The 22,628-nt window shown below is 49.9% G+C and carries 23 protein-coding genes; 18 read left to right on the top strand and 5 right to left on the bottom strand.

Translation table 11 applies throughout. The annotated features are described in order from the left end of the window. Nucleotides 1–508: 508 nt before the first annotated feature. Nucleotides 509–1,465, top strand: coding sequence for a UDP-3-O-acyl-N-acetylglucosamine deacetylase (gene lpxC, locus AB1611_12160; protein MEW6380344.1), 957 nt, complete (start codon nt 509–511; stop codon nt 1,463–1,465). Between the two features lie 63 nt (nt 1,466–1,528). On the opposite strand, the gene speB is transcribed toward lpxC, so the two are convergent. The 4 genes from speB to speD are packed head-to-tail and all read right to left on the bottom strand — an operon-like array spanning nt 1,529 to nt 4,148. After that, nucleotides 1,529–2,401 carry an agmatinase gene (gene speB, locus AB1611_12165; GenBank protein MEW6380345.1) on the bottom strand — a complete coding sequence of 291 codons (873 nt, stop codon included), beginning with the start codon at nt 2,399–2,401 and terminating at the stop codon, nt 1,529–1,531. Beyond that, nucleotides 2,385–3,239 carry a polyamine aminopropyltransferase gene (speE, locus tag AB1611_12170; GenBank protein MEW6380346.1) on the bottom strand — a complete coding sequence of 285 codons (855 nt, stop codon included), beginning with the start codon at nt 3,237–3,239 and terminating at the stop codon, nt 2,385–2,387. Before speE ends, speB begins: the two co-directional genes overlap by 17 nt. 13 nt (nt 3,240–3,252) lie before the next feature. Then, nucleotides 3,253–3,720 (bottom strand): arginine decarboxylase, pyruvoyl-dependent, encoded by a 468-nt coding sequence (locus AB1611_12175; protein MEW6380347.1) that lies wholly within the window; start codon nt 3,718–3,720, stop codon nt 3,253–3,255. An 8-nt stretch (nt 3,721–3,728) separates the two neighbouring features. Next, the gene (speD, locus tag AB1611_12180) at nt 3,729–4,148 is read right to left on the bottom strand and encodes an adenosylmethionine decarboxylase (protein ID MEW6380348.1); all 420 of its coding nucleotides are present in this window, start codon (nt 4,146–4,148) and stop codon (nt 3,729–3,731) included. A gap of 364 nt (nt 4,149–4,512) precedes the next feature. Here speD and AB1611_12185 point away from each other — a divergent pair, with 364 nt between their 5' ends. From AB1611_12185 to AB1611_12260, 16 genes are all read left to right on the top strand, one after another. Beyond that, complete coding sequence (locus AB1611_12185; GenBank protein MEW6380349.1) at nt 4,513–4,731, top strand: NifU family protein; 219 nt, start codon at nt 4,513–4,515, stop codon at nt 4,729–4,731. 209 nt (nt 4,732–4,940) lie between these two features. Next, the gene (locus tag AB1611_12190) at nt 4,941–6,464 is read left to right on the top strand and encodes an Rne/Rng family ribonuclease (GenBank protein ID MEW6380350.1); all 1,524 of its coding nucleotides are present in this window, start codon (nt 4,941–4,943) and stop codon (nt 6,462–6,464) included. Between the two features lie 23 nt (nt 6,465–6,487). Next, a complete protein-coding gene (gene rplU / locus AB1611_12195; protein MEW6380351.1) occupies nt 6,488–6,805 on the top strand; it encodes a 50S ribosomal protein L21 in 318 nt (105 codons plus the stop codon). Nucleotides 6,806–6,831: 26 nt separating this feature from the next. After that, nucleotides 6,832–7,083, top strand: a complete 252-nt coding sequence (gene rpmA / locus AB1611_12200) for a 50S ribosomal protein L27 (GenBank protein MEW6380352.1) — start codon at nt 6,832–6,834, stop codon at nt 7,081–7,083. After that, complete coding sequence (gene obgE / locus AB1611_12205) at nt 7,083–8,120, top strand: GTPase ObgE (GenBank protein ID MEW6380353.1); 1,038 nt, start codon at nt 7,083–7,085, stop codon at nt 8,118–8,120. The genes rpmA and obgE overlap by 1 nt, the downstream gene beginning before the upstream one ends. A 119-nt stretch (nt 8,121–8,239) precedes the next feature. Continuing rightward, complete coding sequence (gene proB / locus AB1611_12210; protein MEW6380354.1) at nt 8,240–9,394, top strand: glutamate 5-kinase; 1,155 nt, start codon at nt 8,240–8,242, stop codon at nt 9,392–9,394. Nucleotides 9,395–9,486: 92 nt separating this feature from the next. After that, nucleotides 9,487–10,743, top strand: coding sequence for a glutamate-5-semialdehyde dehydrogenase (locus AB1611_12215; protein MEW6380355.1), 1,257 nt, complete (start codon nt 9,487–9,489; stop codon nt 10,741–10,743). A gap of 11 nt (nt 10,744–10,754) precedes the next feature. Next, the gene (gene nadD / locus AB1611_12220; GenBank protein ID MEW6380356.1) at nt 10,755–11,444 is read left to right on the top strand and encodes a nicotinate-nucleotide adenylyltransferase; all 690 of its coding nucleotides are present in this window, start codon (nt 10,755–10,757) and stop codon (nt 11,442–11,444) included. A gap of 6 nt (nt 11,445–11,450) precedes the next feature. After that, nucleotides 11,451–11,837, top strand: a complete 387-nt coding sequence (gene rsfS, locus AB1611_12225; GenBank protein MEW6380357.1) for a ribosome silencing factor — start codon at nt 11,451–11,453, stop codon at nt 11,835–11,837. A 118-nt stretch (nt 11,838–11,955) separates the two neighbouring features. Further along, nucleotides 11,956–12,411, top strand: coding sequence for a 23S rRNA (pseudouridine(1915)-N(3))-methyltransferase RlmH (locus AB1611_12230; protein ID MEW6380358.1), 456 nt, complete (start codon nt 11,956–11,958; stop codon nt 12,409–12,411). Between the two features lie 49 nt (nt 12,412–12,460). Beyond that, nucleotides 12,461–13,663 (top strand): 2,3-bisphosphoglycerate-independent phosphoglycerate mutase, encoded by a 1,203-nt coding sequence (locus AB1611_12235; protein MEW6380359.1) that lies wholly within the window; start codon nt 12,461–12,463, stop codon nt 13,661–13,663. A gap of 17 nt (nt 13,664–13,680) precedes the next feature. Continuing rightward, nucleotides 13,681–14,466, top strand: coding sequence for a ComF family protein (locus AB1611_12240; GenBank protein MEW6380360.1), 786 nt, complete (start codon nt 13,681–13,683; stop codon nt 14,464–14,466). A 125-nt stretch (nt 14,467–14,591) separates the two neighbouring features. Further along, nucleotides 14,592–15,599, top strand: coding sequence for a type I glyceraldehyde-3-phosphate dehydrogenase (gap, locus tag AB1611_12245; GenBank protein ID MEW6380361.1), 1,008 nt, complete (start codon nt 14,592–14,594; stop codon nt 15,597–15,599). 45 nt (nt 15,600–15,644) lie between these two features. Continuing rightward, nucleotides 15,645–16,838 (top strand): phosphoglycerate kinase, encoded by a 1,194-nt coding sequence (locus tag AB1611_12250; protein ID MEW6380362.1) that lies wholly within the window; start codon nt 15,645–15,647, stop codon nt 16,836–16,838. A gap of 47 nt (nt 16,839–16,885) precedes the next feature. Beyond that, nucleotides 16,886–17,662 (top strand): triose-phosphate isomerase, encoded by a 777-nt coding sequence (tpiA, locus tag AB1611_12255; protein ID MEW6380363.1) that lies wholly within the window; start codon nt 16,886–16,888, stop codon nt 17,660–17,662. A 252-nt stretch (nt 17,663–17,914) separates the two neighbouring features. Next, nucleotides 17,915–18,529, top strand: coding sequence for a helix-turn-helix domain-containing protein (locus AB1611_12260; GenBank protein MEW6380364.1), 615 nt, complete (start codon nt 17,915–17,917; stop codon nt 18,527–18,529). Between the two features lie 269 nt (nt 18,530–18,798). Here AB1611_12260 and AB1611_12265 read toward each other — a convergent pair whose 3' ends face one another. Next, complete coding sequence (locus tag AB1611_12265; protein ID MEW6380365.1) at nt 18,799–19,401, bottom strand: porin family protein; 603 nt, start codon at nt 19,399–19,401, stop codon at nt 18,799–18,801. 874 nt (nt 19,402–20,275) lie between these two features. On the opposite strand from AB1611_12265, the gene AB1611_12270 reads away from it, so the two are divergent. Then, the gene (locus AB1611_12270; protein ID MEW6380366.1) at nt 20,276–22,627 is read left to right on the top strand and encodes an ATP-binding protein; all 2,352 of its coding nucleotides are present in this window, start codon (nt 20,276–20,278) and stop codon (nt 22,625–22,627) included. Nucleotide 22,628: the final 1 nt, after the last annotated feature.

Here is a 22,628-nt window from a genome sequence, read left to right on the forward strand (position 1 = left end):
TTAGCTTATATTATATTCTATTCAGTTTGACATACATGTCAATCGGTGCAGTTGCCTCCATGCAACTACCATGATCAAGCAGCTCCGGCATTTTCAACAGACTGAAATGAAAAACCCGGCCAATGCAAGCTGCCCATTTTCACTATTCCACCCCCCTGTTTAAATTAATAGACAGTGCTAGCCATTGATTTTTTTGCTGATCATTCAAAAAACATACCTCCTTCCGGGCAAAGTGTGGTAGTTTTATCACAAAAATAGCAGCCATCTTTTTAACCATAACCTAACATAATGATTTATCGAAAGAAAATTACTCCAGCCATACTGGCACGCAAAATGCATTCCTATCAGTGGATAGAGTATTCAGCAAGCTCCTGAACTAAACCGAGAACCCAGTAACAGAACCAGGATTCTTTGACCGAGTACGAGAACAGGTTAAAAGATAGCGAGTTGGGAAGATTGGAAGATCACAATTTCAAGCCAACTCGGGCGAAAGAGGCAGGGCACGAGAATGATTTCTTACCAGAGAACAATCAGAGAGAGAATCAGTTGTACCGGCATCGGCCTTCATTCCGGAAAAAAATCAAAAATGACGCTCGTTCCGGCTGAGCCTGACAGCGGAATTCGATTTCAGCGTACCGATGTGCCGGGAAAGGGTTGTTTGATCGAGGCATCATACCGGAATCTGGCAACCGTGAACTATGCAACTACATTATCAAAAGACGGGCAGAGCGTTCAGACAGTTGAGCACCTGCTGGCTGCTGTGGCTGGCGTGGGTATCGACAATCTGCTCATCGAAATCGATTCAGAAGAAGTGCCGATCATGGACGGTAGTTCGGCACCATTTGTCTTCCTGCTGCAGGAAGCGGGAATTTTAGAGCAGCCGGCGCCTAAAAAATATCTCAAGATCAAAAAAGCCATTCAGGTAGGTGCGGACGATAAATTTATCAGAATTCTCCCCGCGAAAGAGCTGGAAGTTACCTACACCATCAATTTTAATCATCCGCTCATTAATACCCAGCAGGCACATTACGTCATTACCGAATCCTCCTTTATCAAGAAAATATCCCGCGCCCGTACATTCGGCTTTCTCCACGAAGCCAAACAGCTCCGGGAAGCGGGATTGATCAAGGGAGGATCTCTGGACAATGCGATTGTGGTCGGTGATTATCACATTCTGAATGGAAGCTTGCGGTTTGAGGATGAGTTTGTCTGCCATAAGATCATCGATTTCATTGGCGACCTCTATCTGCTTGGACGCCCGATAATCGGCCATGTCATTGCTTATAAGGCGGGGCACGGGCTTCATTCCCTGCTGGTTAAGGAAATCGCCCAATATATCCATACATGGGAGTTTATTCCTGAGCTTGAAGAGACAACCAGCCTTCCTGAAACGATTATATCTCCTCAGGAGATCGTTTACTCCTGCTCCACCAAGCCAAGCCTGGCAGCTACAACAGCCTCCTGAGGTCAAAAGGGAACCGCACGAGGCTGTATCATCCGGCCAAGGGAAATCTCAAAATTGAGACAGTCAGGAGGAAGCGAAGTACAGCAGCAGGGCTTCCCGGATAATTTTGGCTGCCACAATACTGCTCACCTGATGAGGGGTCTGATACGGCAGAAGCTCTACCACATCCATACCAACCACCCGTGCGGCACGAAAAATGGATAAGACCTGCATCAATTGATGAAAACTGAGCCCGCCGGGCTCAGGTGTACCGGTTCCCGGCAGGGCCGAAGGGTCCAGGACGTCTAAATCAAGACTGATGTAGACAGGCTGCGCCTGAATTTTTCGCTCTATGATCTCAAGGTCGGCCTGAGAAGTTTTATGGTGAGTTTTATATTCACCGCCAATCCGGCGGGCAATCAGAAACTCCTCCTGGCATCCTGACCGGATGCCCACCTGAATCAAACGGGAGTCTCCGATCATCTCCAGAACTCTGCGCATAACCGTGCTGTGCGACAGCCGCTCTCCCAGATATTCATCCCGCAAGTCTGCATGAGCATCGAGGTGAATCACCAAAAGGTCAGGATAATGCTTCCGAAAGGCCGTAATGACAGGCAGACTGATCAGATGCTCTCCTCCCAGGGTGATGGGAACTTTATGGTCGTTGAGCACCTGATCGATGGCCTGATTGATGAGGTCAAGGGCCCGCTGGGTATTCCCGAACGGCAATTCCAGATCGCCGAGGTCACAGAAGGCGACTTGCGACAGGTTCCTGTTTAAATCCGGGCTGTAACTTTCCACGGCCCAGGATGCTTCGCGGATAGCATTGGGTGCGAATCGTGATCCGGGCTGATAGGTTGAAGTGCCATCAAAAGGGCAGCCGAGAAGCACCAGAGAAGCATCGGCATATTCTGCGTTGGCATCGAGAAAGTGCAGGCGGTTAAAGCGAGCTTCCATTCGGCAGCATTTCCCTTATGAAATTCGGCAGGCTGAAGGATGCGCGGTGAATCTGCGGATTATAATACCTGGGTCTGGGCTGGAGCTTCTCATACCGCTCTCCATCGGGGTGCTCGCTGTTATCGGTCCCCTTCGAACACCAGGCAAAGCTCCAGCAACCGGCCGGGTAGGTAGGGATAAAGGCCAGGTACATTCTGGAAACCGGGAAGACATGCCTGAGTTTCTGATGCATGGGGCGGATTATCTTCTCATGCAGGAACGGTGATTCCGACTGGGCTGCCATAATACCGTCCTCCCGGAGTGCATGAGAAATATCCCGATAGAAAGACTCGGTAAAGAGACCCTCTCCCGGACCGATAGGGTCGGTCGAGTCAATGATAATCACGTCATACTCGGGCCGGGAATCTTTAACGAATTGTATCCCATCGGCTACATGAATGGTAACCTTCGGGGAACTTAATAATCCCTGGCTGAGGCCAGGGAAATACTCCTTACATTTTTCAATAACCATTTCGTCGATTTCAACCAGGTCAATGTGCTCAACACCGGGGTGCTTCAGGGCTTCGCGGACAGTTCCCCCATCGCCCCCTCCGATAATCAGAATCTTCCGGGGGTCGGGATGAGAAAGCAGGGGAACATGAGCGATCATCTCATGGTAGACAAATTCATCCCGCTCGGTTACCATGACCAGACCATCCAGCAGGAGGATTTTCCCGTAGTGCGGTGTCTGAAGAATCGCGATGTCCTGATATCTGGTTCTTCCCTGAAACAGGCAGTCGGTAACCTTAATTGTAATTCCGGTATTCTCGGTATGTTTTTCCGTATACCAAAGTTCCATAGTCAACAGCTCCTCAATCCCATAAGACTACTGCGGCAAACGCAGCCCCGATCTTTTTAACCTGATATTCAATGGAAATACTCTGGATTTCTCTGATGTCCTGCCGCCGAAGCTTCATTCCCTGCTCAGCCATATGCCGGACAATGATTTCAATATCATGCTTCCTCCCTTGAGCGGAGTACTCCATGATCAGGCCGGGATAATCCGGGTCGGCAGGGAAAGCGGCAGCTACAGCAGCGGAGATAAACTCATCCTGCATATCGCTGCTGATCGAGGCATAGGCCACGGGGACGAGTGAGCCAGCCGGAATGGAACAGGGGGGAATCTTCACGCACCTTGGAGGAACGATGCTGCTCATTTTCACCAGGTTCAGATTCCCGATACCGGCGTCCAGGAGAGCACCGTCAAAGGCATTCAGGGGAGTATATCCTTCAGATGCTCCGGCAACGAAAAAATATTTGGTCGGTGTTTTAATGATCATCCTACTCTCTAACCTTGCTTATTGCCAGATGAATTAAGGGTTTCTACCAATGGCTTGTAAGGGAGATGCTGATTGGGTAAATCGAGCTGTCCTCTTTTCATTTCCATTGTAGTAGCATAGGAAGCTTTGAGCTTCGTTTTCAAAAATTCAAAGGCTTTCCATGGATCTACCGTATCGCCGCAGGTGAATATATCAACCGCTGCATAGCCATACTCCGGCCAGGTATGAATGGCCAGATGCGACTCGGCAATAACGACTACTCCGCTGATTCCATGCGGATTAAATAAATGAAACACACTTTTCACGATGGTGGCGTTGCAAGCCTCGGCAGCGCTTTCCATGTATTTCTGAATAAGGTTACAGCTATTCAATATGCTATGATCACAGTCATAGTATTCAGCAAGTATTTGGCGGCCTAGCGCTATCATAAGCTACCCTCCTTCTTTGCCCATTATACCTCCCTTGCTCATTAATAAGCAGTCCACAAAAAGAAGAGGACTATTCTACCCTATTTAATGCGGAATGTAAAGAATTATTTTTCCAAAAAAACATTTGCTATGTGCATGATTTTATGGTAATTTTAACTGAACAGGCAGAAGTTGAAAGAGAATAGGGAAGGTCCGAAATCATCATAAGGTGAAATTACACCGCAGAAAGCTGCCAGCATGCAGTCTGGAAAATCATATTGACAATCGGTTTGATTTATGAGATTCTGTCTGCTGATAAGTATCTCTAAGATATTTAAATTTAATCGATTTTTTATTACAATCTCAGTTTCAAGGAGAAGAGAAAATGTTTGACGAGGTAAAAAAAGCCCTGGAAGAAATTCGCCCCATATTGCAGGCCGATGGAGGGGATGTGGAACTGATAGGGGTTTCCGATGGTGTGGTCAGGCTGAAGCTGATCGGGGCCTGCTCCGGATGCGCCATGGCTAAAATGACCCTGAAGATGGGTATCGAGAGAAAATTGAGAGAAAAGGTGCCTCAGATCAAGGGAGTGGAAGAGGTATAGGTGTGGCAGGGAAGGGAATGATCCGGTGGTATCAGTTCTGAGGCGGCCGGTTGGAAATTGAACCGTCAAGGCCGTACCGATTAAAATTATCATTGCCGCGATAAAATAATTGACAAGTACGCCTTTTTTTCATAGAGTAATATACTTCGCTCTGCTTTGTTGTCTGCGGATCACGGAAACTATCAAAATTCTAATTCGGGTATACGAATTTGAAAGAGATTATTATAAATGCTAATCCTTACGAAAAACGAGTCGCTTTACTGGAGAACCGCCTCTTAACGGAAATTTATATTGAACGACGAAGAAGCAAAAGGATAAATGGTAATATCTATAAGGGAAGAGTAGCCCGGGTTCTACCCGGAATGCAGGCGGCTTTCGTTGATATTGGCATTGGACGGGATGCTTTTTTATATGTAGTGGATGTTACCGATCCATCACTGGACTATGATAAGGTCATGCTGCCTGACGATGTCGATGCCCTTGACACTGCCGAAGATATCATCGAAGAAAAAAGCCCTTCTCACTACAACGGCGCAGCCATTGAAGATTTGCTGAAAGAGGGGCAGGAGGTGCTGGTCCAGGTTTCCAAGGAGCCTCTGGGAACAAAGGGAGCACGGGTTACAACCAATATTACCCTTCCCGGCCGGTATCTGGTGTTTATGCCGACCGTGGACCATATCGGGATTTCCCGGAGGATTGAGGATAAAACCGAGCGGTCCAGGCTGCGGGATTTAATTACCCGGCTGAAAAAGCCCAATGTCGGCTATATTGTCCGGACCGTAGGTGAAGGAAAAGATGAAAAGCACTTCCGGGCTGACATGGATTATTTATCGAAGCTCTGGGAAAATATCCTTATTAAAAGCAATAGCTGCTCCGCTCCCTGCCTGGTTCACCGGGAATTGGATATCCTGCTGAAGACCTTACGCGATATTTTCAATAATGACGTTGACCAGTTGGTTATCGACTCCCGAGAAGAATATGACCGGTGCAACGAATTCCTCGAATCATTTCTTCCCAGTCTGACTGACCGGGTTAAATTCTATGCCAAGCCGAAGCCCATCTTTGATGAATACGATATCGACCGCCAGATCGAGGATGCCCTCTCGCCAAAAGTCTGGCTCAAATCCGGCGGGTACATCGTTATTGACGAGACCGAGGCATTGATTGCCATTGATGTCAATACCGGAAAGTTTGTCGGTGAAACGAGCCTTGAGGAAACCATCTTCAAGATCAATATGGAGGCCATTCAGGAAATCGTCCGCCAGGTGCGGCTCAGAGATCTGGGGGGAATTATTGTTATCGATTTCATCGACATGGAAAGTGAGGAAAACCGCTCCAGAGTCCTTCAGGCCCTGGAAGAGGAATTGAAGCGCGACCGCATGCGAACCAAGGTCCTTCAACTGACCGAACTGGGACTGGTTGAAATGACCCGCAAAAGAATCAAGCAGAGCCTGTCGAACATCCTCACTACCCCCTGCCCCTATTGCAAGGGAACCGGGCGGGTAAAATCGGTTCTCACCATCTGCCGGACCATCCAGCGGGAAATCGACCGGCTGGCACCATCCTGTAAAGGAGATGAAATTCTCATTAAAGCCCATCCCAGCATCGCCGCTTTCTTCTATAAGCAGGAGGATGCCCTCCTGGAATATCTGGAAGGAAAATATAACAAACGGATTACCGTGCGGAGTGATCCGGAACTTCATTATGAACAGTATGACATCGTTGTCTTGTAACCTTCGAGGAGGTGTAAGCGTTAATGTATGCAGTGATTGAGACAGGGGGGAAACAATATAAAATTTCCCCGGGCGATACTATCGCCGTTGAAAAACTTGACGGAGAAAATGGCACCCAGGTAGAGTTCGATCAGGTGCATCTGATTGCCGACAATGAGAAAATCTGGTGCGGGCAGGGAGTAAAAGGTGCCAGGGTGCGGGGGACGATCATGGGCGAGAAAAAAGGGAAAAAAGTGATCGCCTTCAAGTATAAAAGAAGGAAAAGTTCCCGGAAAAAAATCGGACACCGGCAGCATTATACCAGCATCCGGGTGGATGAGATTCTGCCTGCGGCGGTTTAGCTGAACGGGAGAAAGGAGGTGCGATCATGGCTCATAAAAAGTCCGGAGGAAGCTCTGTTAACGGAAGGGACAGTGCCAGTAAACGGCTGGGAGTAAAGAGGTTCAGCGGACAGAAGGTGTCCGCCGGAAGTATCCTGGTGAGGCAGCGGGGGACAAGGATCTATCCTGGCCACAATGTTGGCCGCGGTGGAGATGACACTCTGTTCGCCCTGATTGACGGGGTCGTTCAATTTGAACGAAAAGGCAAAACCAGAAGACAAGTCAGTATCTATGCCTGATGTTTATTGATGAGGCCCTAATCCGTGTAAAGGCAGGAGATGGCGGAAACGGCTGTGTAAGTTTCCGGAGAGAAAAATATGTCCCGAAAGGAGGGCCGGACGGCGGCGATGGAGGGGATGGCGGAAGTGTCATTCTCAAAGCCACGCCGTCGGTCAGGACTCTGCTTGGCCTGCGCCATCGGGCCCTGTTCAGGGCCGAACACGGAGCTGCCGGAAGCGGAAGTAAAAAATCCGGCAAACGGGGAGATGACCTTATCATCACTGTCCCCGTGGGCACGGTGGTCAGGGATGCGCAAACCGGCGAGGTTCTGGGCGACCTGAAAGCTCCAGGGGATTTTCTGGAAGTTGCCCGTGGCGGCCGTAAGGGGCGCGGTAATGCACGGTTTGCGACCTCGACTAACCAGGCACCCCGCCATGCAGAAAAAGGGACTCCCGGTGAAGAGCGTCAACTCAACCTCGAGCTGAAACTTATCGCGGATGTCGGACTGATCGGTCTGCCCAATGCCGGAAAGTCCACCCTCATATCAAAAGTTTCCGCAGCCAAACCCCGAATTGCCGACTATCCCTTCACCACTCTTCACCCCAATCTCGGCATGGTGATGACCGAGGGTTATCAGAGCTTTTGCATGGCCGATATTCCAGGGCTGATTCAGGGAGCACATCAGGGTATCGGGCTGGGAGACCGCTTTTTGCGGCATATCGAACGAAGCCGCCTCCTTGTGCATCTGATCGATGTATCCCGAAGCACCGGCCCTGATCCGATCGAAGCATTCCATACGGTTTTTGAGGAAATGAGGCTCTACAGCCAGGCTCTGGTTCAAAAAAAACAAATCGTTGCAGCTAACAAGATTGACGATGTGGATGAGGAAAAATTGCAGGCACTGGAATACTTCTGCCGGGATGCGGGATATCCTTTCGTGAAAATTTCGGCGGCCACGGGTGAAAACACCGGGGCTTTGATTCAGATCGTTCAGCGGATGCTTGCCGAGCTTGATGAGGAAAAATCCGGGCAGACGGATGATGATGGGGGAAGGTGATGCGACCAAAAACAATTTGAACCACGAAATACACGAAACACACGAAAAATACAAAAAATACTTTCGTGTATTTCGTGTATTTCGTGGTTAATATTCTTTTCTCAGAGGTAAAAAAACCTATGGACACAGATCAGGAGCAACTTGAGCGCAAGCGGAAAATTCTGGAAAATGCCAGGCGGATCGTCGTCAAGGTGGGCAGTGCGGTTCTGGCTGAAAATGGTTTTGCCTTAAATCGCCAGGCTGTTGCCGACCTGGCCGGTGAAATTTCGGCCCTCACGCAGAATTCTCACGAGGTAGTCCTGGTTTCCTCCGGAGCCGTTCTGGCCGGGATGGAGCGGCTCGGCATGAAAACCCGGCCGCGGGTTATCCCCCACAAGCAGGCCATTGCGGCCATCGGGCAAAGCTCTCTGATGCGGGCCTACGAAGAGTGCTTTGGGGAAAACAACCGCACCGTGGCCCAGATTCTGCTGACTACCGATGATATCAACCACCGGCAAAGGTACCTGAATGCCCGGAATACGATTTTCACCCTGTTCCGCTATGGAGTAATCCCCATCGTCAACGAGAATGACACCGTAGTGACCAATGAGATAAAATTCGGTGACAATGACCGGTTGTCCGGTCTGGTTGCAAGCCTGATCGGTGCGGACCTGTTGATTATCCTCTCCCACGTCGAAGGGCTCTACACCAGTGATCCGACAGAGCAGCCTGCCGGCGAGCTTATTCCTTTCGTGGAGAAAGTCACCGAGAAAATCAGGGGGCTGGCCAGAGGCAAAACCTCGTTCATCGGCACCGGCGGCATGCAGACGAAAATTCTCACGGCATATGAGGCGGCCAAATCCGGCATCGCCACCTGGATAGTCAATGGCAAGTCTCCGCATATCCTTTCCCGGATTTTGCAGCACCCCGACCGGAAAATCGGAACCTTTTTCTTCCCGGAAAAAGATAAACTGGCCAGCCGAAAAATCTGGATCGGCTATGCCCTGCGGCCCAAGGGAAAAGTGGTGGTCGATGATGGAGCCCGGCATAAGCTGATCGTCGAGAAGAAGAGCCTTTTATCGAGCGGAATCGTGCAGATCGAAGGGACTTTCGGAGCTGGAGATCTGGTGCAGTGCGTGGGGCTCGATGGCCGGGAATTTGCCCGTGGGCTGGTAAATTACAACTGTGAGGAGCTGCAAACCATCAAGGGGAAAAAAACCGGGGAAATCGAAAACCTTCTCGGCTATAAGTATTACGATGAAGTGATTCACCGGGATGATCTGGTAATTCTTTAGGAGCCATTCATGAATAACTTGATGCTTTTCTCTGTGCCTCTGTGTCTCTGTGGTGTCATTTGTCTTTTTCTTTTAATGAGGGAGGAACCATTATGGACATCAAGCAGGCAGTCTTAGCCCAGGCCAGGCTGGCCAGACAGTCAGCCCGGAAGCTGGCCACGCTGTCTTCGTCGGTTAAGGATCAGGCACTGTTATTAATGGCTGCCAGGATCGAGGGGCAGATGGAGGATATTCTGAGTGCAAACCGCAAGGATGTCGAGGCGGGAGAGCAGAAAGGGCTTTCCAGAGCCATGATTGACCGGCTGACCCTGACCCCTGCACGAATTGCGGCTATGGCCAGGGGCCTGCGTGAGATCGCCGCTCAACCGGACCCGGTCGGTGCGGTTGACCGGATGTGGAAGCGGCCGAACGGGCTTGAAATCGGGCGGCTTCGGGTTCCCATCGGGGTGATTGCCATTATTTACGAGGCCCGGCCCAATGTGACCTCCGATGCGGCAGGACTCTGTCTGAAGGCTGGCAACGCGGTAATTCTGCGGGGCGGATCGGAGGCCATTCATTCCAATCTGGCCATTGGCGAAATCATCGGCCAGGCGCTCGTGCAGTCAGGTCTTCCCAAAGAAAGCGTTCAGTTGATATCGCTCACTGACCGGCAGGCTGTCCTGGAGCTTTTGACGCTCGATGATTATATCGATGTGGTCATCCCCCGCGGAGGGGAAACCCTGATCAGGACCGTTGTCGAAAACTCAACGGTTCCGGTTATCAAACACTATAAGGGGGTATGCCATACCTATGTTGATGATCAGGCAGATCTTGCCATGGCCAGCCGGATTGTCATGAATGCCAAGGTGCAGCGACCGGGTGTGTGCAACGCCATGGAAACCCTGCTGGTGCACAGAGATATAGCCGCCCAATTCCTGCCGCCGATGATCGCCGAGCTTCGCCAGGCGGGGGTCGAGATTCGCGGCTGTCCAAAGACAAAGCTTCTTGTTCCCGATGTGATTCCGGCTACCGAAGATGACTGGTATACCGAGTATCTGGACCTGATTCTCGCTGTCCGGGTGGTGGATGACCTGGAGGCGGCGATCGATCACATCGCCCAGTATGGATCCATGCACTCGGATGCCATTGTTACCCGGGATTACAGCCGGGCGCGGAAGTTTTTGCACGAGGTTGATTCGGCAGCCGTTTATGTCAACGCTTCAACCCGGTTTACCGATGGTGGAGAATTCGGCCTTGGTGCCGAGATCGGTATCAGCACGCAGAAGCTCCATTCCAGGGGGCCAATGGGAGCGGAAGACCTGACCACCACCAAATACATCATCTTCGGTGACGGCCAGATTCGCGAGTAAGAGGAGCGGCTGTGCTGAAATTTGCCCTCTACGGGGGAACTTTTAATCCTGTGCATTATGGTCATCTGACTATTGCGGAAGAGATCCGGCAGCGGTTCCAGCTTGACCGGATATACTTCATCCCCTCGGCTCTTCCGCCCCATAAGAGCACCGAGCGGGTTGCTTCCCCGTTTGACCGCCTGGTGATGGTGACTCTGGCTACGATATCAAACCCCGCTTTTTTTGCTTCCTCCGTAGAGATAGACCGGGGGGGGAAATCGTACTCCATTGAAACGGTGCAGCAATTTCGGCAGCAGTTTGGTCAGGAAGCGCAGATTTACTTCCTCATGGGCCTCGATGCCTTCTGGGAAATTTCGAGCTGGAAAAATTTCGGCGACCTCCTGACATCCTGCAAACTGATCGTTACCAGCCGACCGGGCCTTGATCTGCAAGCTGCGGTGAAAAATTTACCGAAGATTCTGGTAAACCGGGATCGAGGGTTACGCTTTTCTCTCTGGGAGATGAAAGCTCCACGGGAGATAACACCGGTGGTGGATACCGGAGAAGAGCTTTTTTTTGTTGAGGTTACCGGAATCGGTATCTCATCCACCATGGTCCGCAATCGGGCGTCTCGGGGTCAGTCTTTACGCTATCTGGTCCCTCAGGCGGTGGAGGACTATATCAGGAAACACAGCCTTTATAATTACAGCAAAGGAGAGTAACGTTACATGCACCGTCCCAGTGCTGAAGAAAAGGCATTACAGGGGAGCCGGGCGGCACTTGAAAAGAAAGCTTCAGACCTCGTGGCCTTCGATCTGCGGGGAATCTCCGACATGGCCGATTTTTTTCTCATTTGTACCGGAACAACCGACAGGCACGTGAGGGCCATCGCCGATGCCATCGAGGAGGCTCTGTTGCAGATCGGCGTCAGAATGGACCATCGGGAAGGGTACCTGGAGTCAACGTGGATTCTTCTGGATTATGGAGACCTGGTGGTTCACATCTTCACCGAAGAAAAAAGGCGCTACTACGATCTTGAGCGCCTGTGGGGAGATGCACCCAGACTGGACCTGTCCGTGAAGCCCCAACCTCCCTGGATGCCCAAGCTTAATTGAGGATGAGTGATCGACCGCAGGGGGAATGATGACAAGAACCTCAAAGCAAAGAAACCACAGAGACACAGAGACACAGAGAAAAGCTCAGGAGAGCGGTCTTTGTTCTTTTGTTCCTTGAGTGGTTATCCTTCACCTTGGGATGCGGATCAAGGTCATTTGTATTGGAAAAACCGAAGAGTCCTACCTTCGGGAGGGAATTCAGAAGTTCCTGAAAAGAATTTCTTTTTTCGTCAATGCAGAAATAATTGAATTAAGGCCGGAGAAAAACCGGGATCTTGCCGAAAAGATAAAGAAGATTTCCAAGGGGTATAAAATTCTGCTGGATGTCGGAGGCAAGGAGCTCAGCTCGGAAGAGTTTGCAGCTCTGATCCAGGATGGAATGAATCGAGGATATCCTGAAATCGATTTCCTGGTAGGAGGGCCTTCCGGATTTCCTCTTCCGTCAGAAGCGGTGGCCGATCTGTCAATCTCTCTGTCACGCTGCACTTTCACTCATCAAATGATCCGATTACTCCTGCTCGAACAGATATACCGGGCCTTCACTATTCTGAAAGGGCATCCCTATCATAAATAACCTTTGCAGTAAAAAAAAACAGGCTTTCGGAAAGGGGTTAATTGAGGATATGAGTAAGGATCTTATAAAGGATTTGGCTATCACATCCAATTCCAAAATCGTTCTGATTGTCTTTGACGGGTTGGGAGGATTGCCCCGGAACGCCGGAGAAAAGACGGAGCTTGAAACAGCCTATACACCTAATCTTGACGCTCTGGCTGCCCGGTCAATCTGTGGTCTTATGGATCCCATTGCGCCGGGCATAACACCAGGCAGCGGGCCGGCCCATCTGGGGCTGTTCGGGTATGATCCGGTCCAGTATGAGATTGGCCGGGGCATTCTGTCAGCCCTTGGTGTGGACTTTGATCTTCAGCCAAGTGACGTGGCGGCACGGGCAAATTTTGCCCAGATCGATGCCCGCGGCAATGTGATTGACCGCAGGGCAGGGAGAATTTCGACTGACAAGAACCGGGAGCTGTGCGGCCTTCTCTCCCAGATCAAGGTTCCGGGAGTTGAAATTTTCATCCGGACAGAAAAAGAGCACCGGGCGGCTATCGTTTTCCGGGGCCAGGGCTTATCGGGTCGCCTGAGTGACACGGATCCGCAAAAGGTTGGCGTTCCTCCACTCAAAGTGGAACCCCTGGCCGAAGAGGCCCGCAAGACCGCTGACATTGTTAATCAGTTTGTGGATCAGGCAAAAGAGTTGCTTTCCCGCGAGGAGCGGGCCAATATGCTTCTTTTGCGGGGTTTTGACAAATACGAGGCCCTGCCAAGCTATGCACAGCGCTACCGGCTGAATGCGGCGGCCATTGCCAACTATCCCATGTATCGGGGAGTGGCCCGGTTACTCGGCATGACCATTTTGCCCACCGGAGATACAATTCAGAGCGAATTCGAAACCCTGGCCAGTCATTTTCAGGACTTCGATTTCTTTTTCCTGCACATCAAAAAGACGGACAGCATGGGTGAGGATGGAAATTTCGAGGGGAAGGTCAAGATCATCGAAGAGGCTGACCGATCATTTCCCACGCTGCTGAATCTGCAGCCTGATGTCGTAGTCGTGACCGGGGATCATTCGACTCCGGCAGTGCTGAAGGCTCACAGTTGGCATCCGAATCCGGTATTGCTCTTTTCGAAGTATTGCCGGCCAGACCAGGTAAGGGCCTTTTCCGAATCCGACTGCCTGCATGGCGGCCTTGGGCGATTTGAGGCTGTACATCTCATGACCCTGATGATGGCCAATGCCCTGAAGCTGAATAAATATGGGGCCTGACCGGAGGGTATTCAGCAATGGGGATTGCCAGCCGAGAAGAAATACTCCTTAATCCGATCAGGCTGCTGCGCGACCTTGGCCTTTCGATTCTCTTTCCGGCAACCTGCGCAATCTGCGGCTCACATCTGGGGTGGCGGAGCGAGAATCCGGTTTGTGCAACCTGCTGGGAGGAAGTGCGCCTGATTCAGCAGCCGATCTGTCCGATCTGCGGGCAGCCTTTTTCCGATGAAGCCGGCACAGATGTATCCAAAAAGACCTATTGTAACTCCTGTCAAGAGTGCTCCCCGGCATTTATCCAGGCCAGATCGATCTTCTTTTATGAAGGGGCGATCCGCCACCTGATTCATGAGTTCAAATACCAGGGAAATATACGAATCGGAAAATTCCTGGCCCGGTCGATGGTGAGCTGCTGGGACAGCAGTGAAGCCGATATTTCCTCCGTGGACTGCATCGTCCCGGTGCCGATCGGAAGAAAAAAACTCCGGCAGCGGGAATTCAACCAGTCCTTGATTCTGGCCAGGCAGATCGGAAAGAAGCTGAAAGTGCCGGTATATCCCTTTGGCCTGGAAAGAGTGAAGGAAGTAGCTCCCCAAATGAAATTATCCCGACTGGAAAGAATGCGGAATATCCAAAATTCCTTCCGGGTGAGAGATGGCCGTAAGGTTTGCGGCCGGAAGGTCCTTCTGGTAGATGATGTGTTTACCACCGGAGCCACCGCCCGTGAATGCAGCCGGGTTCTCCGCTATTCCGGCGCGGAAGAGGTCCGGGTATTGACGCTGGCCAGAAGCGTTCGGACCCGGTGAGCAAGCGGGAGTGAGATTGAGATATTGAATGCCTGTTTCAGGAGATAGAGGCTCCCTCATTTTCCTGCGGAAAGATGCGGGGAGCATGGGGTTTATCTTTTCTAACCGAGAGAGGGGGATAAAAAATGTCAGTACGAGTTGGTATTAATGGATTTGGAAGGATTGGCCGGAATGTGTTTCGGGCCAGCATGGGCAACCGGGAAATCGATATTGTAGCCGTAAACGATATCACCGATGCCAAGACGCTGGCGCATCTCTTGAAGTATGATTCCATCCTCGGACCACTGAATGCTCAGATCGAGGCCAGAGAGGGAGCCATTGTGGTCAATGGCAAAGAGATCAAAGTCGTGGCCGAGAAGGACCCGGCCAAGTTACCCTGGAAGGCACTTGGGGTCGAGCTGGCCGTGGAATCTACCGGGCTTTTCCTGGATCGGGAGAAAGCGGGCAAACACCTTGATGCAGGTGCCAAACGGGTCATCATTACCGCCCCGGCCAAAGACCCCGATGTGACTATTGTCCTTGGGGTGAACGATGAAATGTATCGCCCGGAAAGCCACAGGATCGTTTCCAATGCCTCCTGCACCACGAACTGTCTTGCTCCCGTGGTCAAGGTTCTGCTTGGCCGGTTCGGCTTCAAACGGGGGATCATGAACACCATCCACTCTTACACCAATGATCAGAAGATCCTTGATCAGCCCCACAAGGACCTGCGGCGGGCCAGGGCAGCCGCGCTGTCCATGATTCCCACCACCACTGGCGCGGCCAAGGCTGTCGGGCTGGTTCTGCCTTCGGTCAAGGGAAAGCTCGATGGCTTTGCCATGCGGGTGCCGACACCTAATGTCTCAGTAGTGGATCTGACGGCCGATCTCGAACAGAAAGTCACGGAAGATCAGGTCAATGCCAGCTTCAGAGAAGCGGCTGAAGGATATCTGAAGGGAATCCTCGGTGTTTCCGAAGAACCTCTGGTGTCCATTGACTTTCAGGGGAATTCATTATCTTCGATCGTTGACCTGGCCCTCACCAAGGTAATCGATGACACCATGGTCAAAGTGCTGTCCTGGTATGATAACGAGTGGGGATATTCGGCAAGGGTCAGAGACCTGATCCTCTTTATGGCCCAAAAAGGACTGTAATCACGGGATAATAATCCTGGAATCGGAAGCAGGGGAGGGTTGGTCGTGAATAAATTATTCGTTGATCAAGTCAATGTCAAGAATAAGAGGGTTCTGGTCCGGACGGACTTCAATGTCCCTCTCGACAGCATGGGGGAAATCAGCGATGACACCCGGATCCGGTCGGTATTGCCGACCATAAATTATCTGCTGGACGAGGGTGCCAAGGTCATTTTGATGTCCCACATGGGAAGGCCGAAGGGGAAAAGAGACTCCAAGCTGAGCTTGTCCATTGTGGCCAGGCGGCTGCAGCGGCTGCTTCAGAAGGATGTCCTGTTCGTAAATGACTGCATCGGCAATGAAGTTAAAGCCGCTGTCCAGAGAATGCGCAGCGGCGATGTGATCCTGCTGGAAAACCTTCGCTTCTATATTGAAGAAGAGAAGAACGATGAAAACTTTTCCCGCCAGCTCGCCGAGCACGGCGAGGTATTTGTCAACGATGCCTTTGCCACTGCCCATCGGGCGCACGCCTCCAATGTCGGGGTGACGAAATTTATCTCTCCCTGTGTCGGGGGATTCCTGATGAAAAAGGAGATCACCTATTTTCAAAGCGCCATGGAAACTCCGATTCGTCCCCTGGCGGCCATTTTCGGCGGGGCCAAGGTTTCCGGTAAAATCGAGGCTTTGAAAAATCTGATCGATAAGGTAGATAAAATCGTTATCGGCGGCGGCATGGCCTTTACCTTTCTCAAGGCCAATGGATTCGAAGTCGGCAAATCCATGGTTGAGGAAAACATGATCGAGGTGGCTCTGGATATCATGAAGTCAGCCAAAAAACAGGGGGTAAAGCTCTACCTGCCGGTCGACGTGGTCATTGCCGAGGAGGTTGATCCCCGGGCTGTCACTAAAGTCGTACCGATTCAGGATATCCCGGCCAACTGGATGGGGCTGGATATTGGCCCGGCCACGACATCACTTTTTGCCGAAGCCCTTGAAAACGCCAAAACCATTGTCTGGAACGGGCCGATGGGAGTGTTTGAAATCGATGCTTTCAGCCGCGGCACCTTTGCCATGGTCAATACGGTAGCCAATTCCTACGCCATGACCATTGTCGGCGGCGGCGATACCGATGTCGCCGTCCACCGGGTCGGTGAATCCTATAAGATATCCTATATCTCGACCGGAGGCGGGGCATTCCTGGAATTGCTCGAAGGAAAGGAATTGCCGGGTATTGCCGCCCTGACTTCCAAGGAAGATTAGGGGTTCCAGTTAACCGGGGCCTTCGGTTGAAGTTAAGGGGAGAACGTATGCGAAAACTTATCATTGCCGGAAATTGGAAGATGTACAAAACCGTGGCCGAGTCTGTGGACCTGGTAACCAGGCTGAAAGCTTCTCTTGCGGAAGTGTCTCCCCTGGATATCGATGTCGTGGTAGCGCCGGTCTACACCTCTTTGTATGCAGTTTCCGGAGTATTGCGCGGCCACTGGATCGGCTTGAGTGCCCAGGATGTCTTCTGGGAAAAGGAGGGTGCCTATACCGGAGAAGTTTCTCCAGCCATGCTCAAGGATTGCGGCTGCAGCTACACCATCATCGGCCACTCGGAAAGGCGGCAGTATTTTGGCGAGACTGATGAAACCGTGAATAAAAAGCTGCACGCTTGCCTGCAGGCCGGGCTGTACCCCATTGTCTGCGTCGGAGAAACACTCTCCGAACGCGAGCAGGGGGAAACCTTTCAGGTCGTGGACAGGCAGATCAGAAGGTGTCTTATGGAGATCAGTCCTGCTATGATGCACAAGGTCATTATCGCCTATGAGCCGGTCTGGGCCATAGGAACGGGAAAGACAGCAACCCCTGAGCAGGCGAATGAAGTCCATGCCTTCATCCGGGACCTGGTGTTCCGGCTCTATGGCACGCAGACTGCCGATGAGCTTCGCATTCAGTACGGCGGAAGCGTCAAGCCCGCCAATACGAAGGGATTAATGGAACAACCGGATATCGACGGCGCCCTGGTCGGCGGGGCCAGCCTGGAAGCGGATTCCTTTACCGCTATTGTCACGGGAGCCCTGGCTGCAGCCAGAGGGTGATGAAGCTGCCTGCTGATAAGCAGCAATCTGGCGGGGCAGGCAGGATGCTCCTGCCTGCCTTTGCCTTGATATCGTCTGAAGGCGTAGTTTTGCGCAGGTTATTTTGCGTGTATAGTAAGTCCAAGTTTGATTTTTCAGGGCATATAAATTGCATGAGTTACATTAAATACTTTCTGATACTTCTTATGGCTTATAACTACCTCTACGAATGGGACTGGACTATGGATATAGCAAGCTACCAATTTCAAAGTGATGAAATCCAAATGCTCAACAGATACCGAGATGAACAACAGGACGTTTTCCTTAAGGTACGCTCTATTGCCCTGCCCATGCTCGCCCAAGGGGTTAGGTGTTGAGATCATTGCCTCTTCAATTGGCAAGTCAGTGAGAACCATTGAGAACTGGTTTCAGCAATATAGAGTGAAAGGAATCGACAGCTTAAATTCTTTCAGCTACAAGCCCAAGCAAGCATTTCTTAATAAAGAGCAAATCGAACAGTTAACCACATGGGTAAAAAGAGAAAACCCTGCAAAGGTTAAGCAAATCAAAGCCTATATCAAAGAGCACTTTGGTGTAGACTATAGTGTTGAAGCCGTAAGGCAATCGCTCCATAAGCATGGACTGGAATTACTCCGCCCTAAACTTATCCCTGGCGATCCTCCCAGTGAGGAGGAGCAGAGAGAATTTATTGAAAAATATCACACTATGAAGTCCTCCAGCGAATCCGGAACCGTGACCTTATTTATCGATGGCATGCATTTGATTCATCAGCTCATTGCCGGTCTTTGCTGGGGAGATCCCCTTGATCCACCAGTGATGGAAACCAATACTGGTCGCAAGAGACTGAATATCTTAGGGGCTGTCTGAAAAATACCAGGGCTTGATTGTCTAATTTTACTAACCGGCTATAGCAAAGAGTTCCTTCTATCTTTTTTTATATTTTATATCCCACAAAATTTTCATGTCTTACACCTTATTTCGGAGCAGTCCTACTTATAAATCACCTCAAGATACTCCCACTTATTTTTCAGACAGCCTCTAACAGGTTGGTTTTCAGGTATGAAAGCAGAGGGAAAAAGATCGGGGGAGTTTCGTGTGTTCATGATCTCTCCTCCCCCTATCTTATTCCTGATATTTTACATATGGACAGCAAAACCGATCATCAGAGAAAGATTGGTATAATCCGCATCATCCCCGTCAAAGCTAAACTTGCCCATGGTATACCGGAGTTCCGGATTGATGGAAACGCTGTCGGCAAGGAAGTAATCCAAGCCTGCCTGGGCTCCATATAAAAATGTGGAATCGTCAGTTGAATATCTGACCGGCTGTTCATATTCGTATTCCCGGTTAGCGAAAGCCAGATTTGCTCCGATATAGGGGCATACCTTGCCGGTGGGATTAAAATGTGCATTGACCCTTGCACCGAGCGCATAATCAGTGAACTTCGCTTCATCATGACCACCATTACTGGTCTCTATCTTAGATTGTCCATAAGAGATTTCAGGGCCAACCTCAAACATACCGCCCATAAAAAAACCAGCTCCACCCAGTATATCGTATCCGGTAAGTTTTAACTCACCACCAGAATCATAATCAAACTTTTCATTAGCCACATCAACCTGCATATTTATCCTCAGCTTCCGGGTAGCCGGAGCTTGAGCCAGTGATGGCATGGAGAAAAAAATGATCATCACTACAGATAAAATACCTGCTCCCAACACCTTCAAAATTCCTTTCATGGTTACCTCCTTAGAGTACAAGGTCCTCGATAATAAAAGAATATCCATAACCAAATCTCCTCCTCCCTGGTCTCAATCAAAGATCGATAGGAGGCAGTTCAAACAGGATATCTGCCCCTTTTCTTTTCATGTAATTTCCTCCTTATTTTTGGGTATCCATCGGAAGTAATCCAAACCACATGGAAAAGGGCAATCCCTCACCACCTCCTCATTGAGTAAATGAATAATTGACCGCCGTATATACTCGGCCATAGTGACTCTCTCCTTGAGCCTATTTTCCGCAATAATCATCCGTTTCCTTTATGTATGGGAAAGTCCCTTCTCAAGCTAATCCGACCAAAACCAGGTCCCGCACCTTGGGCGAGGTTATTAATATATCGTGGTTTTTCTGTATTATCTAGTAGGAGGGAAATAATTTTATTCAAGGAAATGAGGATTCAATTCCCTCTCCCCAGAGAGGCGAGGGAGAAGAGGTGCCCTCAGAGAGGGCAAGGAAGGCAAGTGGTACTCTCCCTCAAGGGGAGAATTCACAACCTGTAACATTTCCTGAGAGGCTGTCTGAAAAATAAGTGGGGGTATCTTTGAGGTGATTTATGAGTAGGACTGCTCCGAAATAAGGTGTAAGAGCCTGTTTGAAAAACAGGCTCTGAATTTTTAAGCTGGAAGGTCTCCTGTTTAAAGGTTGATTAACATATTATAGTATGCTATATTCCGAAAGCAGGTGTTTTTCACCTGATAGACTTTTTTCTCAATTTACTATGACTTCATGATCAAAAAGCCTTACCTGGATAAGGACGTGAAAACAATTCGTTAAGTTCATACATAACAGATTTTCATGCTCAGCTTAACCTGGCGGTAAACTAAAAACTTCTCGATGAAGCAATCCCCAACCATCCCCTGGCGGGATAAGATCAAAAATAAACTTATCGTTTCCCTCTCCACCGTTCTTATCCTCTCCCTTGTCCTCTTTGGCCTGATTTGCACTTTCTCCTTCAAAAACCAGGTAATTCAGCAGATTGGAAGCAAAAATGTACAATTGGCAACCAGTATTCAAGAAGATGCGCAAAGCTTTCTCTCGGTGATCATGAATGACCTCTCCTCCCTGGCCGGCAGCCTGGGAGAGGGCGGGGAATTGATAAGCCAGCAGGAAATGATGGACCGCTATTTACACAAGATACCTGATGTCCATCGACTGGCTCTTCTTGACAATTACGGTAAGGAATATCTGGTTGTGATCAAGCAGCCCGCTGACCTCGGCGGTGGCCGATCAGCCAACAGCCAGCATGGTCAGAATAAAGTTTCCTTTCGTGAAAACCTGTTTGTCAGCCCGGTATATCCATCCTACCAGGCTGTACCGATGGTTGATATTTCGATTCCCATCGGGAATTTTTCTGATAATAACGTCAGCGGGACTATCAAGGCCGGGGTATCACTTTCCGGGCTCTGGTCAAAAATTTCGGCCATCAAACTGAGGCCGGAAACAACGGTCTATCTGATAGATAAAAATGGGAAATTGATTGCCCATTCCGATATCGGATTGGTTTCGGCTGCCATTGATTTCAGTCACATCAGAAAGGTACGGCAGTTTATTTTCGGGGCCAAAGAGAGCGACCTCCAGATACCGTTGATCTATGTCGGTAATAAAAACACCAAGGTCATTGGCGTGGCGGCTTCGATCGAGAAGGTAAAATGGGGAATCGTGATCGAAGAGTCGGTGGATTCGGCTTTAGCTTCTTACCGTCATACTCAGGGTATTGTCTTATTCTCTCTGGCCGGACTTATTATTCTGGCAGGCATTACCCTTGGCTGCTGTGTCACCCGGCTCACCCGGTCGATCGATGCCATCACCAGACAGGCAGAGGCCCTGAATGGCGAAGAGCATGCCCCAATGATTCAGGTGGATTCAAAGGATGAAATCGCTCATCTGGCCGGAATCATCAACCGGATGCAAAAACAGCTTTTTGAGAAAAATGAAAACCTGAAGCGCCGGTACAAGGAACTGGAATCCATCCATGACGAATTCCGGGAATCATATGAAGAACTGGAAGAGGTCAGCGAAAAACTGCAAGCATCGCAATCCGAGCTGAACAAGCAGAAGGAATTCGAGAAGCAGCTTATCGAAACGGCCAATGTCCTGATTGTGGTTTTAAACCGTAATGGCGAAGTTATCCTCTCAAATAAAAAATGTGAGGAAATAACCGGATACAGCAAAAATTTTATCCTTGGCAAAAGCTGGCTCCAATTGATGACCCCCGCGGAAGTGAGAGAGGAGTATACCAGCCGGTTTACTGCCTCTCTCAGCAGCAAAACTCCTTCTTCCTGCGAGTGCCCGATAGTAACTCACGATGGGGCCATCAGGATAATATCCTGGCATAGTACCCCTGTGATCGATCAGACCGGCAATATCATTGGTATCATCAATGTCGGAGAGGATATCACCGAAGAAAAAAACCTCCAGCAGGAGCTGGAAGCCAAAAACAAAGCCCTGGAAGAGAAAAATGAGGAGTTGCAAAACTTTGTTTCCATTGTCTCCCATGATTTGAAATCCCCGCTCTATATTCTGCAGGACTTTACGGCTATCCTGCTGAATGATCATAAAAATGAATTCGGTGAGGATGTGATTTACTATCTTGAGCGAATCAGGAAAAATGCGGAGAATATGGAAAAGTTAATCATCGATATCCTGGAATTCTCGAAAATCGGAACCACGGAGGGAGACTACCAGAGCTTTCCCATCACCCAGATCGTTCAAAGAGCTGTCGATGAATTGAAACCCAAAATCGATGAGAAAAATATCCGGGTGACTATCAGCAGCGAATTTCCAACCCTTTTATGTGACCCAGGCAGGATATTGCAGGTCTTCACCAACCTTATCTCAAATTCGGTCAAATTCATGAACCCGGATGAAGCGGCCCCGATGATCGAAATCGGATGTCGTGCGCGAGAGGGGGAATATGAATTTTTCGTTAAAGATAACGGCATCGGAATTGAAAAAGAATATCACGAGAAGGTTTTCAAAATTTTTCAACGGCTGAAGGAATTAAAGCACGTGGAAGGAACCGGCGTAGGTCTGGCCATTGTTAAAAAGATCATTGAAAATCACGGTGGAAAGGTTTGGGTTGATTCCGCAAAGGGAAAAGGGGCAACCTTCCATTTTACTCTGCCAGCATCAAAACCAGCCCCCACCGGCAGAAAGCCGCTGATTTCCTGTCAGAATTCAGAATAAC

Source organism: bacterium (assembly GCA_040755755.1).
Lineage (GTDB): Bacteria > SZUA-182 > SZUA-182 > DTGQ01 > DTGQ01 > DTGQ01.

Excerpts from the sequence above, each read along its gene's own strand:
- lpxC (MEW6380344.1), top strand. The coding sequence starts at position 509 with ATGATTTCTTACCAGAGAACAATCAGAGAGAGAATCAGTTGTACCGGC.
- speB (MEW6380345.1), bottom strand. The coding sequence starts at position 2,401 with ATGGAAGCTCGCTTTAACCGCCTGCACTTTCTCGATGCCAACGCAGAA.
- speE (MEW6380346.1), bottom strand. The coding sequence starts at position 3,239 with ATGGAACTTTGGTATACGGAAAAACATACCGAGAATACCGGAATTACA.
- AB1611_12175 (MEW6380347.1), bottom strand. The coding sequence starts at position 3,720 with ATGATCATTAAAACACCGACCAAATATTTTTTCGTTGCCGGAGCATCT.
- speD (MEW6380348.1), bottom strand. The coding sequence starts at position 4,148 with ATGATAGCGCTAGGCCGCCAAATACTTGCTGAATACTATGACTGTGAT.
- AB1611_12185 (MEW6380349.1), top strand. The coding sequence starts at position 4,513 with ATGTTTGACGAGGTAAAAAAAGCCCTGGAAGAAATTCGCCCCATATTG.
- rplU (MEW6380351.1), top strand. The coding sequence starts at position 6,488 with ATGTATGCAGTGATTGAGACAGGGGGGAAACAATATAAAATTTCCCCG.
- rpmA (MEW6380352.1), top strand. The coding sequence starts at position 6,832 with ATGGCTCATAAAAAGTCCGGAGGAAGCTCTGTTAACGGAAGGGACAGT.
- obgE (MEW6380353.1), top strand. The coding sequence starts at position 7,083 with ATGTTTATTGATGAGGCCCTAATCCGTGTAAAGGCAGGAGATGGCGGA.
- proB (MEW6380354.1), top strand. The coding sequence starts at position 8,240 with ATGGACACAGATCAGGAGCAACTTGAGCGCAAGCGGAAAATTCTGGAA.
- AB1611_12215 (MEW6380355.1), top strand. The coding sequence starts at position 9,487 with ATGGACATCAAGCAGGCAGTCTTAGCCCAGGCCAGGCTGGCCAGACAG.
- rsfS (MEW6380357.1), top strand. The coding sequence starts at position 11,451 with ATGCACCGTCCCAGTGCTGAAGAAAAGGCATTACAGGGGAGCCGGGCG.
- AB1611_12235 (MEW6380359.1), top strand. The coding sequence starts at position 12,461 with ATGAGTAAGGATCTTATAAAGGATTTGGCTATCACATCCAATTCCAAA.
- AB1611_12240 (MEW6380360.1), top strand. The coding sequence starts at position 13,681 with ATGGGGATTGCCAGCCGAGAAGAAATACTCCTTAATCCGATCAGGCTG.
- gap (MEW6380361.1), top strand. The coding sequence starts at position 14,592 with ATGTCAGTACGAGTTGGTATTAATGGATTTGGAAGGATTGGCCGGAAT.
- tpiA (MEW6380363.1), top strand. The coding sequence starts at position 16,886 with ATGCGAAAACTTATCATTGCCGGAAATTGGAAGATGTACAAAACCGTG.
- AB1611_12260 (MEW6380364.1), top strand. The coding sequence starts at position 17,915 with ATGAAATCCAAATGCTCAACAGATACCGAGATGAACAACAGGACGTTT.
- AB1611_12265 (MEW6380365.1), bottom strand. The coding sequence starts at position 19,401 with ATGAAAGGAATTTTGAAGGTGTTGGGAGCAGGTATTTTATCTGTAGTG.
- AB1611_12270 (MEW6380366.1), top strand. The coding sequence starts at position 20,276 with ATGAAGCAATCCCCAACCATCCCCTGGCGGGATAAGATCAAAAATAAA.